Annotated in this window: 15 protein-coding genes; all 15 read left to right on the top strand. The window is 44.7% G+C overall.

The window, feature by feature from the left end:
* Positions 1 to 10 precede the first annotated feature (10 nt).
* The gene (fliN, locus tag IT393_10035) at positions 11 to 445 is read left to right on the top strand and encodes a flagellar motor switch protein FliN (GenBank protein ID MCC7202984.1); all 435 of its coding nucleotides are present in this window, start codon (positions 11 to 13) and stop codon (positions 443 to 445) included.
* A 69-nt stretch (positions 446 to 514) separates the two neighbouring features.
* Entirely contained in the window at positions 515 to 1,594 is a 1,080-nt protein-coding gene (gene fliO / locus IT393_10030; GenBank protein ID MCC7202983.1) for a flagellar biosynthetic protein FliO, read from the top strand.
* A complete protein-coding gene (fliP, locus tag IT393_10025; GenBank protein MCC7202982.1) occupies positions 1,572 to 2,369 on the top strand; it encodes a flagellar type III secretion system pore protein FliP in 798 nt (265 codons plus the stop codon). Before fliO ends, fliP begins: the two co-directional genes overlap by 23 nt.
* Before the next feature lie 20 nt (positions 2,370 to 2,389).
* Positions 2,390 to 2,659 carry a flagellar biosynthesis protein FliQ gene (gene fliQ / locus IT393_10020; protein MCC7202981.1) on the top strand — a complete coding sequence of 90 codons (270 nt, stop codon included), beginning with the start codon at positions 2,390 to 2,392 and terminating at the stop codon, positions 2,657 to 2,659.
* A 19-nt stretch (positions 2,660 to 2,678) separates the two neighbouring features.
* Positions 2,679 to 3,449, top strand: a complete 771-nt coding sequence (gene fliR, locus IT393_10015) for a flagellar type III secretion system protein FliR (protein MCC7202980.1) — start codon at positions 2,679 to 2,681, stop codon at positions 3,447 to 3,449.
* 1 nt (position 3,450) lies between these two features.
* Positions 3,451 to 4,512: a flagellar biosynthesis protein FlhB gene (gene flhB / locus IT393_10010; GenBank protein ID MCC7202979.1), complete on the top strand. Its 1,062-nt coding sequence runs from the start codon at positions 3,451 to 3,453 to the stop codon at positions 4,510 to 4,512.
* A 35-nt stretch (positions 4,513 to 4,547) separates the two neighbouring features.
* Positions 4,548 to 6,674, top strand: a complete 2,127-nt coding sequence (gene flhA / locus IT393_10005; protein MCC7202978.1) for a flagellar biosynthesis protein FlhA — start codon at positions 4,548 to 4,550, stop codon at positions 6,672 to 6,674.
* Complete coding sequence (gene flhF / locus IT393_10000) at positions 6,664 to 7,848, top strand: flagellar biosynthesis protein FlhF (protein MCC7202977.1); 1,185 nt, start codon at positions 6,664 to 6,666, stop codon at positions 7,846 to 7,848. Before flhA ends, flhF begins: the two co-directional genes overlap by 11 nt.
* Before the next feature lie 33 nt (positions 7,849 to 7,881).
* Complete coding sequence (locus tag IT393_09995) at positions 7,882 to 8,772, top strand: MinD/ParA family protein (GenBank protein MCC7202976.1); 891 nt, start codon at positions 7,882 to 7,884, stop codon at positions 8,770 to 8,772.
* Between the two features lie 80 nt (positions 8,773 to 8,852).
* Entirely contained in the window at positions 8,853 to 9,566 is a 714-nt protein-coding gene (locus IT393_09990; protein MCC7202975.1) for a FliA/WhiG family RNA polymerase sigma factor, read from the top strand.
* Positions 9,567 to 9,621: 55 nt separating this feature from the next.
* Positions 9,622 to 11,601 (top strand): HEAT repeat domain-containing protein, encoded by a 1,980-nt coding sequence (locus IT393_09985; protein ID MCC7202974.1) that lies wholly within the window; start codon positions 9,622 to 9,624, stop codon positions 11,599 to 11,601.
* Positions 11,588 to 12,442 carry a protein-glutamate O-methyltransferase CheR gene (locus IT393_09980; GenBank protein MCC7202973.1) on the top strand — a complete coding sequence of 285 codons (855 nt, stop codon included), beginning with the start codon at positions 11,588 to 11,590 and terminating at the stop codon, positions 12,440 to 12,442. The genes IT393_09985 and IT393_09980 overlap by 14 nt, the downstream gene beginning before the upstream one ends.
* A 41-nt stretch (positions 12,443 to 12,483) precedes the next feature.
* A complete protein-coding gene (locus tag IT393_09975) occupies positions 12,484 to 12,870 on the top strand; it encodes a response regulator (protein ID MCC7202972.1) in 387 nt (128 codons plus the stop codon).
* Positions 12,857 to 13,240 carry a chemotaxis response regulator CheY gene (gene cheY, locus IT393_09970; protein ID MCC7202971.1) on the top strand — a complete coding sequence of 128 codons (384 nt, stop codon included), beginning with the start codon at positions 12,857 to 12,859 and terminating at the stop codon, positions 13,238 to 13,240. The genes IT393_09975 and cheY overlap by 14 nt, the downstream gene beginning before the upstream one ends.
* A 19-nt stretch (positions 13,241 to 13,259) precedes the next feature.
* Entirely contained in the window at positions 13,260 to 14,387 is a 1,128-nt protein-coding gene (locus IT393_09965) for a protein phosphatase CheZ (protein MCC7202970.1), read from the top strand.
* The last annotated feature ends 40 nt before the right edge of the window (positions 14,388 to 14,427 follow it).

The raw sequence follows: 14,427 nt of genomic DNA, 5'->3' as shown, positions 1-14,427 counted from the left end.
GGTAGGAGAAATGGATGATAATGAGCTGGCGGCCCAGTGGGAGCAGTCTATTCAGGAAGAGACAACAGTTTCACAGGAGAATGCAGAGGGTGAATCCGGCGAAAAGGTTGTATCGCAGGAAAAGGCTGTGGATGCAAAGCCTGCAAATTTTACGCCGCTCAAGGCTGCCAATACCGTAAGTGGAATAGGCAATCTCGATTTCCTCCTCGACATATCCCTGCTGGTGTCAGTCCATGTGGGCGGAACAAAGATGCTTATAAAGGATCTTCTTCAACTGGGACAGGGATCAATAATCGAATTGAACAAGATGGCCGGCGAACCAATGGATGTACTGATAAATGATAAATTGATAGCAAGGGGCGAGGTAGTCGTGGTAAATGATAAGTTTGGGGTCAGGCTGACGGATGTAATGAGCCTGACTGACAGGGTTGAGCAACTTAAGTAGCTGCGGCCCGAGGGATTAACGCCCACACTGCGAAATTGCCGTATATGCAGCCGGATAAGGGGGTATCGTATGAAAAGAATGATATTTGTTATGATGCTATTGTCATTGTCGCTGACATCGTATAACTATTCATTGGCCAAACCAGCCGGGCTTGCACTGCTCGGTAATATAAGCATCGCAGTTACGCCTGACAATACAAAAATAGATCTTAAGTTTGACGGTAAACCAGGACAGGAAAAAATACAGTATCAGGATGACTTTGTTCAGATTGAATTTCCTCAGACCTATACGGATCCTCCCAAACAATGGTTGAATGTGGAAGATGAGATCGTAAAGAACATATTTGTATATCAATTAAATCCTGAAACAGTAAGGGTAAGATTATTTACTTATGACAGGGCGCTCAATATGAGGGCCCGGATCAGTCTGAGCAGGGTGAACAGCGGGTTTATACTCAGTTATGGCAGGAGACCTGAAGCGGCGGGCAGAAAGCCCGCAGCTGCTTCAAAGGCTGTGGCTAAGAATGGGGTAAAGAAGCCCAAAGCAATCCCGGTTGAGATCGTTTTGCCTGAAACCGGCAGGGAGTCGCCCCTGATTGACGAAGCCGTTTCGCCGGCAGTATCTGCAATTGCTGCAGTAGCTGAGAAGAATGGAGGTGCTGGCAACAAAGATGCAAATGCTGTGGCCAGCACAGGTCAGTCGCCGGCTGAAAGCGGCACAGATATGACAAAAGAAGAGGATATTCCTGTCAGGCATGATGCAGTAGAAAGCAAACCGTTAGTCGTGAATGAACAGCCTGGTTTCACAGGTTCGGTCATCAAGATGGTGGCATCGCTCGCTATTGTACTGTCAGTTATGTTTGCCATAGTCTTCCTCGTAAAAAAATATCTCGGCAGAAAAATCGGGCTTACCGGACAGGATCAGAAGATCAAGGTGCTGACAAGCACCTACCTTGGACCCAGAAAATCCATAGCATTGGTGGAGGTTGCCGGAGAGAAGATTGTGGTTGGTGTAACAGCTGCAAATATTACCATGCTTACTAAGGTGGGGAGAGAAGAAGATTTCAACGATATACTGGATCAGCAGATTAAACCAGAATCAACAAATGAAAAGGTCGAGCTGCAAGATGAATTGTGGGAAAAGGCATAAGGCTATATTAAAGATCATTGCTGCCGGAACGGCAGCATTACTTTCCCCTGTTAATGGCGGTTGTTTAGCCTGGGGTGCGGTTACATCAACCGGTGCAGGCGTCCTTCCCAATATCAATTTCAGTATTGGAGGGCAACAAGGGGCCGGTGGGACTGCAGTTACAGTGCAGATCCTCATGCTTCTGACAGTTTTATCACTGGCTCCGGCTATTATCGTCATGGTCACGTCTTTTACCAGGATTGCTGTTGTCCTTTCGCTTCTGCGTCAGGCGCTCGGCACGCCTCAGATTCCGCCAAATCAGATATTAATCAGCCTGTCATTATTTCTGACCTTCTTCATAATGTCGCCTGTATGGACCAGGGTTAACAATGAGGCATTGCAGCCATTGATGACGAATCAAATAACTCAGGCGGTTGCATTTGACAGGGCAATAGTGCCGGTACGGGAATTTATGCTCAGGCAGGTAAGGGAGAAAGACCTCTCGCTGTTCATAGAGATGGCAAGGATACCGGATCCTAAAAATGTGGCAGAGGTGCCGACTCATGTGCTCATACCTGCCTTTATGATAAGTGAACTTAAGACGGCATTCCAGATAGGGTTCCTGATCTATATACCATTTCTTGTGCTTGATATGGTGGTTGCAAGCGTCTTAATGTCAATGGGAATGTTAATGCTTCCGCCTGTAGTGATATCACTGCCGTTTAAGCTGATGCTGTTTGTTCTTGTTGACGGATGGTACCTGATTATAGGTTCGATAGTAAGGAGCTTTGGTTAAATGCATGGCAAGGATGAAGAATGACACCTGAACTTGTAATGACAATTGGCAAGAGTGCCCTGGAGACGACACTTATGATAGCCGCCCCCATGCTTCTCGTGAGCCTGGTGGCAGGACTTGCTATAAGCATATTCCAGGCAGTAACGCAGATTAACGAGGCAACCCTGACATTTGTTCCCAAGATTATCGTTACATTCCTGGCGCTGCTGATATTTTTTCCGTGGATGATGAGGGTAATGCTGGGATTTACAACATCGTTATTTACCAATATACCGGCATACATAAAATAAATACAGGGCTGGATGTTCTATGGATGTCTTATTACAACTAAATTCCTTTATCCTGATATTTGTACGGACGGCGTCAATGATCTATTTTCTACCGATTCTGGGTGCACGCAATGTCCCCAGGGGTTTCAAAATAGGGCTTGCGCTGTTTACATCGCTTATTTTGATAAGCATTGTAAAAATTGACGCTTCGGTTTTTTCTGCCGATCTTCTGACACTTGCTGCTGCAATGGGGGCTGAGGTGATAATAGGTTTTACAATAGGCCTGATAGCAAGGCTGATATTCAGTGCAGTGGATATGGCCGGCGAGATTATAGGTTTTCAGATAGGATTTTCCATGGTCAATGTCATTGATCCCCAGACGAGTACTCATGTGCCGATAATCGGTCAGTTCCAGACCATATTGGTAACCCTGATATTCCTATCTATTAATGCACATCATTTCTTTATAGCGGCGATGGCTGAGAGTTTTGCGATAGTATCACCAATGCGATTTACTTTATCACAGCAGATGATGTCCGGTATTATAACGCTGTCGCGGGATATGTTTGTCCTTGCAGTACGGATAGGTGCGCCTGTTATAGTTGCCCTGTTTATTGCCAACATAGCCCTGGCAATTATCTCAAAGACGATGCCTCAGATGAATGTAATGATGGTTGGTTATCCTGTTACGATAGCCGGAGGGCTGCTGATCATGGTTTTATCCATTCCCCTGTTATCAAATCTGGTTCAACGGGCATTTGAAGGCATGAAGGATGACTTCATTAATGTTCTTAGTGTTATGGTGAGGTGACATGGCTGATCATGATATGGAAAAGACAGAACAGGCTACGCCCAAACGCCTGCAGGAGACGAGGGAAAAGGGTCAGGTTGCAAAAAGCCCGGAGGTGTCTTCTCTTGCAGTATTAATGGCAGGGACAATTGCAATGTATTATTTACTCCCCGGAATATATAGCAATTTGATGGACATGACATCAGGTATATTTAATGCGAGCGGCACAATAGAGCTTTCTGCAGACAACTTTTATCCATTCTGGTCAGAGGTGCTCAGAAAAGTGTTTATTACAATGATCCCGTTTCTTGCACTGGTGGCAATTGCGGGCGTTATTTCAAATGTGCTGCAGATTGGTCTTGTTTTCAGTCCGAAGGCGCTCAACGTCAACTTCGACAGGATTAATCCTGTCGAGGGGATTAAAAAGATCATGTCCCTGCGTTCAATAATGGAGCTGTTTAAATCTATTATCAAGATAACGATCGTGGGATATACGTCCTATGTTCTGATCAAAGGTGAATTTCACAATTTCCCGATGCTGATAGACGGAGATGTGCATTACATATTCTCATACATGGGGCAGCTGACATTAAAACTTGCTGTCTGGACTGGTATAGTTATAGGCATCCTCGCAGGGATTGATCTCGGGTTTCAGAAGTGGCAGTATGCCAAAAATCTCCGTATGACGCGTGAAGAGGTCAAGGAAGAGTATAAGCAGCAGGAAGGGGATCCGCTTGTCAAGTCAAGGATCAGGAGCATGCAGAGGGAAACGGCGAGAAAAAGGATGATGGCAGACGTTCCAAAGGCTGATGTGGTCATAACCAACCCGACGCATCTTGCAGTTGCATTATCATACAAACATGGCAGCATGAATGCACCAAAAGTTGTCGCAAAAGGCGCAGGGTTCATTGCTGAGAAGATCAGGGAGATCGCGCGAAGCAACGGTGTAACGGTTATAGAGAATAAGCCGCTGGCGAGGACATTATACAAGATAGTAAAAGTAGGTGAAGAGATACCTGCGAATCTTTACAAGGCGGTTGCAGAGATCCTTGCTTATGTCTACAGGTTGAAAAAGAAGGGATAGAAAAGGGGGAAGCTTAAACGACTATGGCGTACGCAATGACAGAATCAAACAGGAGAATTCTCCTGTCAATGACGAAAAACAGCGATGCACTGCTTGCTGTAATGGCAGTAGGCGTTATTGTTGTAATGATACTGCCGGTGCCTGCAATTATAATGGATGTACTGCTTTCTTTCAGCATTACCTTCTCCATAGTAATAATGCTTGTATCCATGTATATACTCAAGCCGCTTGAATTTTCCGTATTTCCTTCAGTCCTCCTTATCACGACACTTGCAAGGTTATCTATGAATGTCGCCTCTACGAGGCTTATATTACTCAAGGGGCATGAGGGCCCAGATGCAGCAGGCAAGGTTATTAAGGCATTCGGCAACTTCGTCGTAGGCGGCAATTATGCCGTGGGTATTATCGTATTTGTAATCCTCGTTATAATCAATTTTGTAGTCATTACAAAGGGCGCCGGCCGTATAGCTGAGGTGGCGGCGAGATTTACATTGGATGCCATGCCAGGGAAACAGATGAGTATAGATGCGGATCTTAATTCAGGGACAATAGATGAAGCCGAGGCAAGGAGAAGGCGCGGTCAGGTTGCGCATGAGGCAGAGTTTTACGGGGCAATGGATGGTGCGAGTAAATTTGTCCGCGGAGACGCTATTGCAGGCATCATTATTACGGTCATCAATATAATCGGAGGTCTTGTCATTGGAGTACTGCAGCACGGAATGGCAATAGGCTCAGCTGCGCAGAATTATACGCTGCTTACTGTAGGAGACGGTCTTGTGGCACAGATCCCTGCTTTGATTATATCCACATCAGCTGGTTTGATAGTGACAAGGGCGGCTTCAGAGTCAAACCTCGGAGAAGAGGTATCGAAGCAGCTTCTGTCGCATCACAAAGCCATTGCAATAAGCGCTGCAGTAATATTTATATTTGGTTTAATACCAGGACTTCCTCATTTTGCCTTTATAACTTTTTCCATCCTAACAGGGGCAGTGGCATGGGTTGCATATAATATCAAACAATCGGCTGGTGAGGCCACAGGTCTGGTAAAACCGGAAATAAACACATCTATATCCAAAGGCAGGACAGCATCGGAGGGGAAGAGTGATACGAAGACAGAGGGTCATGACGGAGTAGTGCCGCTCGATGTCATGGAACTGCACATAGGGTACAGTCTGATTCCGCTTGTAGACCCTCATCAAAAGGGTGAGCTGGTTGACCGCATTAAATCCATAAGGCATCAGTTTGCCTCAGACATGGGAATAATCGTACCACCTATCCATATCAGGGATAGTATGCATATTGGTGCAAACAAATATGTGATCCTTATCAAAGGTACAGAGGTGGCTGAGGGAGAGCTGATGATAGACAGATTCCTTGCTTTAAATCCGGATGGTTTAAACAAGGGTATACAGGGTCTTCCTGCGAGGGAGCCGTCCTTCGGACTACCGGCCCTATGGATATCGTCTCAGGATAAGGATAAGGCTGAAATGACCGGATTTACAGTCGTGGAGCCCACAACTGTTATAATTACACATCTTACTGAAGTCATAAAGATGCATTCCCATGAGATCACAGGCAGGCAGGAAGTCCAGGCTCTGCTGGATGGATTTGCCCGCAAATATCCAAGGGTCGTCGAGGAACTGATTCCGAACCTTCTTCCGCTTGGCGGCGTTGTAAAGGTATTGCAGAATCTGCTTAAGGAGAGAGTGCCTGTGAGGGACCTTTTGACGATCCTTGAAACGCTGGCTGATTATGCTGTTGTGACTAAAGACACAGATGCCCTGACTGAATATGTCAGGGCAAATCTGTCGAGGACTATTACCCGGCAGTATCAGAATGGCAACAGTCTTCCGGTTATAACCATTGAGCCTGTACTCGAAGAAAAGATAAACTCTGCTGTCAGGCAAACGACACAGGGCATGCAGGTATCTCTTGAACCGAGAGTGGCCCAGGTATTTATCAATCAGTTAAAGGGGCTTATAGAGTCATCAGCCCAAAAGGGGATTTATCCGGTTATCCTTACATCTCCATCCATACGGCTGCCATTGAGGAAACTATTGGAAAGATTCATTCCCAACATAACAATTTTATCATCCAATGAACTGTCATCCTCTGTGAGCCTGCAACCCATAAGCATAGTGAGGTATAGCGATGCAAATTAAGAAATATGAAGCTGTTGACATGCAGGAGGCCTTGAAACTGGTAAAAGGCGAGCTTGGTCCGGATGCGGTCATACTGTCTGCCAAACAGCTTAAAAAGGACAACGGTGTATTCGGCATATTCAGCCGCCAGGTAACAGAGGTTGTCGCTGCCAGGGATTATGCTGAAGTTCAGAATGGCAAGGCACCGTCTGAAGACCCGCAGTCAGCAATAATTGAAACGGATGAGTTCCTGAAGAAGGAACTGAGGAGCATCAGGGATGATATGAGCAGGACCCCCGGCGAGCTGAGGGATGTAAAGTCAGAACTCGGGCTGCTGAAGGGTTATATTCAGGAGCTTCTCAGGGGCGGGGATCAGGAACAGTTGAAAATACTTCATGATAATCTTGTCATCTTTTTTAGAAGACTGATATCTGAAGGTATGGACAGGGGCATAGCATACAGGCTTGTGCATATACTGCATAACAGGTTATCTGATGAACAGAAGGACAATATTGAAGACATAAACAGTTATGGATATGAGTTGATCCGGAAACAGGTAAAGGCGACAGGGCCCATCTGCACTGATAGCAGGGATAGAAAGATCGCCATATTTATTGGCCCAACAGGTGTTGGCAAGACTACGAGCATTGCAAAAATAGCAGCGAAATATACATTGATTGACAAAAAGAAAGTTTCCCTGATTACTTTTGATACTTACAGGGTTGGTGCTGTAGAGCAGTTGAAGATATATGCCAGGATCATCGGGCTTCCTGTTGAGGTAGTCCTGTCTCCGTCGGATCTCAGGGGGGTAATAGACAAAAAGAGGGACTCTGATCTGATCCTGATAGATACAGCAGGCAGAAGCCACAAGGACAGGGCATACATCAGTGAGCTTGACAAATTGATGAGTCAGAGGACAGAGATGGACAGCCATCTCGTCCTTTCAGCAACAAGCAGTAACATTGTCCTGAACGATATAATCGGGAAGTTTAAGGGAATCAGGATAAACAGTTTATTGTTCACAAAACTTGATGAGGCTGACAATTACGGTGCCATATTCAGTTCAATGATTAATGCTCAGAAGCCATTGTCATACTTTACCACCGGCCAGCGTGTTCCGGAGGATATTGAACTTGCCACAGCAGGCCGGCTGAGCAGGTTGATATTGAAGATGGATGCAGTTAGCAGCAACTAAAAAGGTGATAAGTCAAATCAGGGGGAGGCATAAATGGAACAGGCGTTGACACTTAGGGAGATGATGAATAAACCGGCCCGGGGGCTTTGCAATTCTAAAGCCGGGAATGGGGTAAGGGTGATATCCGTTACAAGCGGAAAGGGTGGTGTCGGCAAGACAAATGTTGCGGTAAATCTTGCGTATGCTCTGACTCAATCAGGCAAGAGGGTATTAATTCTTGACGCTGATATGGGGCTTGGCAATATAGATGTCATGCTTGGGCTTGCCCCTGAGTATAACCTGTATCATTTAATAAGCGGTGAAAAAAAGCTTGGTGAGGTTATAACAACAGGTCCCGGAGGGATGCAAATTCTGCCTGCCGGTTCCGGCATACAGGAGTTGTCTGAACTGACTACAGATCAGAAATTAAATCTGCTGGCTGAACTCGACAGGATTGACAGCTCTATAGACGTTGTTCTGATTGATACAGCCGCCGGCATTACCGGCAATGTAATGTATTTTAATACAGCGGCACAGGACATTGTTGTTGTTGCCTCGCCTGAGCCTACCTCAATAACCGATGCCTATGCCCTTATGAAGATCTTGCATACTAAATATGGAGAGACCCGTTTCCGGCTTCTGGTGAACATGGTAAAAGACAGCGGAGAGGGCAGGGAGGTCTACAGGAAATTGAGCGCAGCTGCTGACAAATATCTTAACATCTCAATTGACTATATAGGTCACATCATAAATGACAAGTCTGTACGTATGTCCGTACTTAGTCAAAGATCAGTCGTCGAATTGTACCCGGATTCAGAGGCCGGCAGATGCTATTCGTCTCTGGCAAGGACAGTCTGCGGCTGGCCTGTTAACAATGATATTAAGGGCAATATCCAGTTTCTATGGCGCAGGCTCATGGGGCAGTCTGGATGGGACCAAATTTAATAAAGGGGTGATGTATGCAAAAAAATGTCACTAAAGTCAGCAAGTTTAATTCAAAGGGAAAGGCTGTTAATAAGGGGATTATGGACCCTGATGCACGGGATAAGCTTATCCAGGAATATGCTCCCAAGATTAAATACATGGCATACAGACTTTCATACAGGCTGCAGCCTGACATAGACATTGATGATCTCATAAGCGCGGGGATAATCGGATTAATGGATGCAATGGATAAATATGATCCATCGAAGGAGACCCTGTTTAAGACATATGCTGAGTTCAGGATAAGAGGGGCAATGCTGGATGAAATAAGGGCAATGGACTGGGTCCCGAGGTCAGTAAAGGAGAAATCAGGGCTTTTGTACAAGACGATATCATCTCTGGAGAAGGAACTGGGCCGGCCGCCTTCGGAGGAGGAGATTGCCGCAGCCTTAAAAATGAGTATTAATGAATATCAGGATTTTCTGACACAGGCCCGCAGTTCTTCGATGATAAGCATAGAAGATCTTGGAATGAACAGGGAAGACAGTGACAGAGACATGCTTGAAACCATAAGGGACCCTGAGAAACGTGATCCCCTTTCGCTTCTTATGACAAAGGACAGGCAGAAGACATTGACGAGTGCAATTGATAACCTGCCTGAGAAGGAGAGAAAGGTGGTCTCTTTGTATTACTATAATGAACTTACCATGAAGGAGATAGGGAGGATCCTTGAGGTAACTGAATCAAGGGTTTCACAGTTGCATACCCAGGCCATGATCAGGTTGAAAGGAAGGCTTAAGGAGAAGAACGGCTGATGATTGCCGGTTATGTATCACTAAGGAATGGTTAAATAACTAATTAAAGTACCATGTGTCATTTCCGATAAAAAGGGTTGCTATGATGTCAGGTTATGAACAGGATATTAAGAGTTTTCCGGAGCAAATTGGGGATAGTGACAGCTCTGTCCGCTGCGATGCAATAAGGCAGATAATTGGCATTAAAGACGGAAGACTTCTGTACCCCCTCATTAAATCATTACAGGATGATGACCTTGGTGTTCAGCAGGCGGCTATGGATGCATTGCTGGTATATGATGATGAGGCTGCGGTCTATAATCTCATACCACTGCTTGCTGATAAAAGGGTGGCTGTGAAGAATCTTGCACAGGAAATACTTGAAAAGACAGGCGGAAGCGGGCTCAATATACTACGGCTTCACATCCATGACAGGGACGAGGATGTAAGAAAGATGATAGCAGATATCCTCGGAAGGCTGGAACTTGGTGAGGCCGTACCCATATTGATAGAGATGATGAGGGACTCAAACGACAATGTGAGAAGTTCTGCAATAGAAGGACTTGGCAGGATAACAGACCAGTCAATCGTTGATTACCTTATTGATCTGCTTAAACAGGAGGATTGGGTGACGCTTTTTGCAGTTGAGTCACTTGGAAGGCTTGGTGACATAAAGGCAGTCAACCCCCTTGTCAGCCTTATTAAATCTACAAAAAATGCAGATGTTCAGTATATGGCAATAGATGCATTATCGCATATAAGCGGGGATGTGTCAGTTGCCGGTTTGCTCGAAGTTATCGCCTGTGTTAAACCAGAGATCATGGATATGGCAGTAATGGGCATAGTAACATTAATGCATGGAGAAATCGGCCCTGTGATTGACAAGTTTGGCAGGGATGAATTCACAGGTCATCTCGTCAGATTGGCAGCAAACCTTGATAAGTCAGAACAGGATAATATCATATACATAATGAAGGCGTTTCAGGCAATAGGCAGCAGCAGGTGTGCAGAAGAGGTTCTCAAACTGACAGATGCGCTTGACAGGGACAATACAGACTTGTTGAATAAGGCAGTCGAAGTTATAAAGGATATCGGCGAAGAGACTACTCTGATCAACTCATTAAATCATGGAAATGATATCAATAAATTGGTATCTGTGAGGGGGCTTGGTCTTTTAAGGTCTGAAAAGGCAATAACTTCGCTCACCTTACTGTTTGATGAAGTTGACAGAGACCTGAAGATGGAAATCCTGAGTGCAATGGGAAATATAGGAGGGCAGGAGGCCTTCAGATTTATTTCCGGCAAATTGTCCTGTGATGAAGGACACATCAGAGAAGCTGCTGTGGAAGCGCTTGGAGAGATGGCAGAGGCAGATGCCATAAAGCCGTTGTTAGAGCGGCTAATGAAAGAGGAGTATCACAATGTCATTGCAAGGATCGTAAGCGCTTTAATCAGGATAGGTCTCAGATATAAAAAAGAAGAACTGGCTTACGGGCTTATCAACGGACTTTATAGTAAGAATCCATCTATAAGAGAAATGGTGGTAAAGGGGCTCGGAGAATTGCGATGGATTGATTCATCTGAAGAGATTAATAGACTGCTCAATGACGAAAACTGGAGAGTCAGGCGGGCGTGCCTTGAGGTCCTTGGCATTCAGAAAGATGAAGGTTTGCTTGATAATCTGATAATTGCCGCCCATGATGAGAAAGATGAAGTCAGAATGGTCGTGGCTCAACTATTAAGTGAATATAAGGATGACAGGGCTATTGATACCCTTATTGAACTGCTTGAGAATAATAATGACCTGATTCAAATAATGGCTATTGAAGGACTTGTCAGGCAGAAAAGTATCAGGGCAATTCCTCATTTCATGAGACTTGCGGTAAGCCAGGATTACACAGTCCGTAAAAGTTCAATATGGGCGCTCGGAGAGCTTGGCGCACAGGAGGCAGAAGATATTCTGCGGGCTGCAGCCTCAGATGAGGATCAGGAGATCAGGGATTTTGCTGTTGAGGCATATAACAAGCTGATGTCATCCAAATATGTTAACTACTAATACAGTAAAAATGAGTGATAACGCATTTTATTCACTCAGGGACATGATTTACAGCAGAAGCGGCATGCACTTTCCGGATAACAAGAAATATTTACTTGAAAACAGGCTCGCGAGGCATATTGAAGATGCCGGTTATGGGAGCTTTGACAAGTATATAGATTTCCTGAAACATGATGCCGGAAAGGAAAAAGAGTTTACATTTCTGTTTAATATAATAACTACAAATGAAACTTTTTTTTTCCGTGATATTGGCCAGTTACAGGCTTTTGAATCCGTTGTATTGCCGGAGATTGTTAAAAAACTGAAAGCCAGGGGAAGCAATAAACTGCGCATATGGAGCGCTGCCTGTTCTACAGGAGAGGAGCCTTATACATTGTCCATCATGGTTTCGGATACACTGTCAGCTCCTGAGTATAAAGACTGGGACATAGAGATACACGGAAGCGATATAAGTGAAGCTGTGCTGAGCTCGGCAAGAAGGGGTGAGTATAATGATTATTCCGTGCGCAATCTGTCCCCGCAGCATCTGGACAGGTACTTTACAAAGAATGGCGGCGGCAAATATGCCATCAAACCGGATGTTAAAAGGCTGGTAAGATTCAGTAATATAAATCTGTCTGATGACGCTGCCATCAGGATGTACAGGGGGATGGACATCATATTCTGCAGAAATGTCCTGATATATTTTGATGAGGCATCCAAGAAGAAAGTCATCTCAAGCCTGTATAACAGTCTGTTATCCGGCGGTTATCTGTTTATAGGTCATTCAGAATCGCTGTTTAATATATCAAGGGCATTTAAGATCGTAAATGCCAATAACGTACTGATTTATCAGAAGTAGGAATAGTAATTAAGAACCTAACAGCAGGAAAAGGGTGTCTTATGGAAAAAAGCATTTTAGTGGTAGATGATTGCAGGACAACGAGGAAAATAGTATCACTGTACCTTGGCAGCGCCGGATTCAGGACAATATCAGCCGGCAATGGGGTTGAGGCGATAGAGAAACTCGTTTCATCCGGCGTGGATATGATCATCTCAGACCTCAATATGCCGCAGATGGATGGTGCAGGGCTGATAGAATGGGTGCGCAGTAATCCTTCGTATATGCAGATTCCACTGGTTATATTAACAACAGAGAATGACAACACAAGAAAGACTGAATTGATACAAAAAGGCGCTACGGCATTTCTGACAAAGCCTATAACGAAGGAGAGTCTCGTAGAAGAGGTAAAAATAATATTGGAGAGGTGCAGATATGTTAGATCTTAAGATGAAGGTGCTCGTTGTGGACGATTTTTCCACTATGCGCAGGATAGTGAAGAATATCCTGAAACAGATTGGTTACACGGATATTGAAGAGGCAGAAGACGGCAACAGCGCGCTTGCAAGACTGCGGCAGGGTGGGTTCGGTCTTGTGGTGTCTGACTGGAACATGCCTAATATGACCGGACTTGACCTGTTAAGGGCTATACGCGCAGACAATGTACTGAGCTCTGTACCTGTACTCATGGTGACAGCAGAGGCCAAGAAAGAGAATGTACTGGATGCCATAAAGGCAGGAGTCAATAATTATGTTGTGAAGCCTTTTACAGCCGATGTCCTGAAGGAGAAGATAGAGAAGATATTTGACGGTAAATAATGTAGCAAGGAGCCATATAATGCAGGCACAAAAACAGTCAGAGGGGGTATTGCAGTTGGTGGGGTTCTCAGTAGGCGGGGAGAAATTTGCGGTTAATATTGCTGATGTACATGAGATCAACAGATATGAGCATATCAACAGGATGCCTGAACTCCCTGGCAATGTCCTGGGTGTCATAGATCTTCGCGGCCTTGTCATTCCGGTAATTGACCTCGGGGGAAAACTTGGAATACCTGCAGGAGAAATAACAAAAGATACGAGAATTATTATAGTTGGATTAAACGGAGATAAAATTGGCATTCTTGTTGATGCCGTATCTGAGGTATTGCGAGTTTCTGATAAAAGCCTTGAAGATCCCCCGGCGATTACAAAGAGCATAAGCTCTGAGTATATAAGTGGTATTATCAGGAATAACGGGTATATTACAATAGTGCTTGACCTTGCACAATTGTTTAAGGACTATGGTCAGGGCAGCGGTCTTGCAGATACTGTACAGAATACGTATGAAAATAAATCAGACTTTAATGTCTCTGACTGTTCCACTAATGATATAGATCAGCTCGTTCATGCGGCAAGGGCAATGTCTCAGGGTGATTTTCAGCATGAAGTCAAGGAAGAATTGTATGGACAGTTAGGTGATATTGCCAGATATATCAATACAACCATAAAAAAGATGCAGGCAGTTGAACCAAATATAACACATGCTTCAGACAAAATTCCGCAGGCATCTGTACAGTTGTCGGAAATATCCAGGGCTACAGAGGCTGCAACACATACAGTGATGGGCCAGGTTGAAAAGGTGCTTGATAATCATGATCTGATTATTCATCATGCCGAGTCTGCAGAAAGGGGTAATGATCTTGTAAATTCAATCGGGGAAGTAAAAAATGTCGTTTCAGAGAACCGGGAGATACTGATGGATATTATCACCAGCCTTTCTTTTCAGGACCTGACAGGGCAGAAGATCAAGATGATAGTGGGTCTTATTGAAGATGTGGAGAAGCGTCTGCTTCAGCTGATTGTTACCTTTGGACTCAAATCTAAGGATTCAATAGAAGGGGACAGCTCACTTAAACAGTTTACAAGTAATCCTACACTGAAGCAGGATGTGGTGGATAATATACTAAAGGAATTCGGTTTCGATTAATTATTGCTGAAAAACGCCGGGCACCCATTGCTGCGAAGTA

It is taken from the genome of Nitrospirota bacterium (assembly GCA_020851375.1).
Lineage (GTDB): Bacteria > Nitrospirota > 9FT-COMBO-42-15 > HDB-SIOI813 > HDB-SIOI813 > RBG-16-43-11.
The sequence above is the reverse complement of the archived record's forward strand: the minus strand, read 5'-3'. Positions and strand labels throughout refer to the sequence as shown.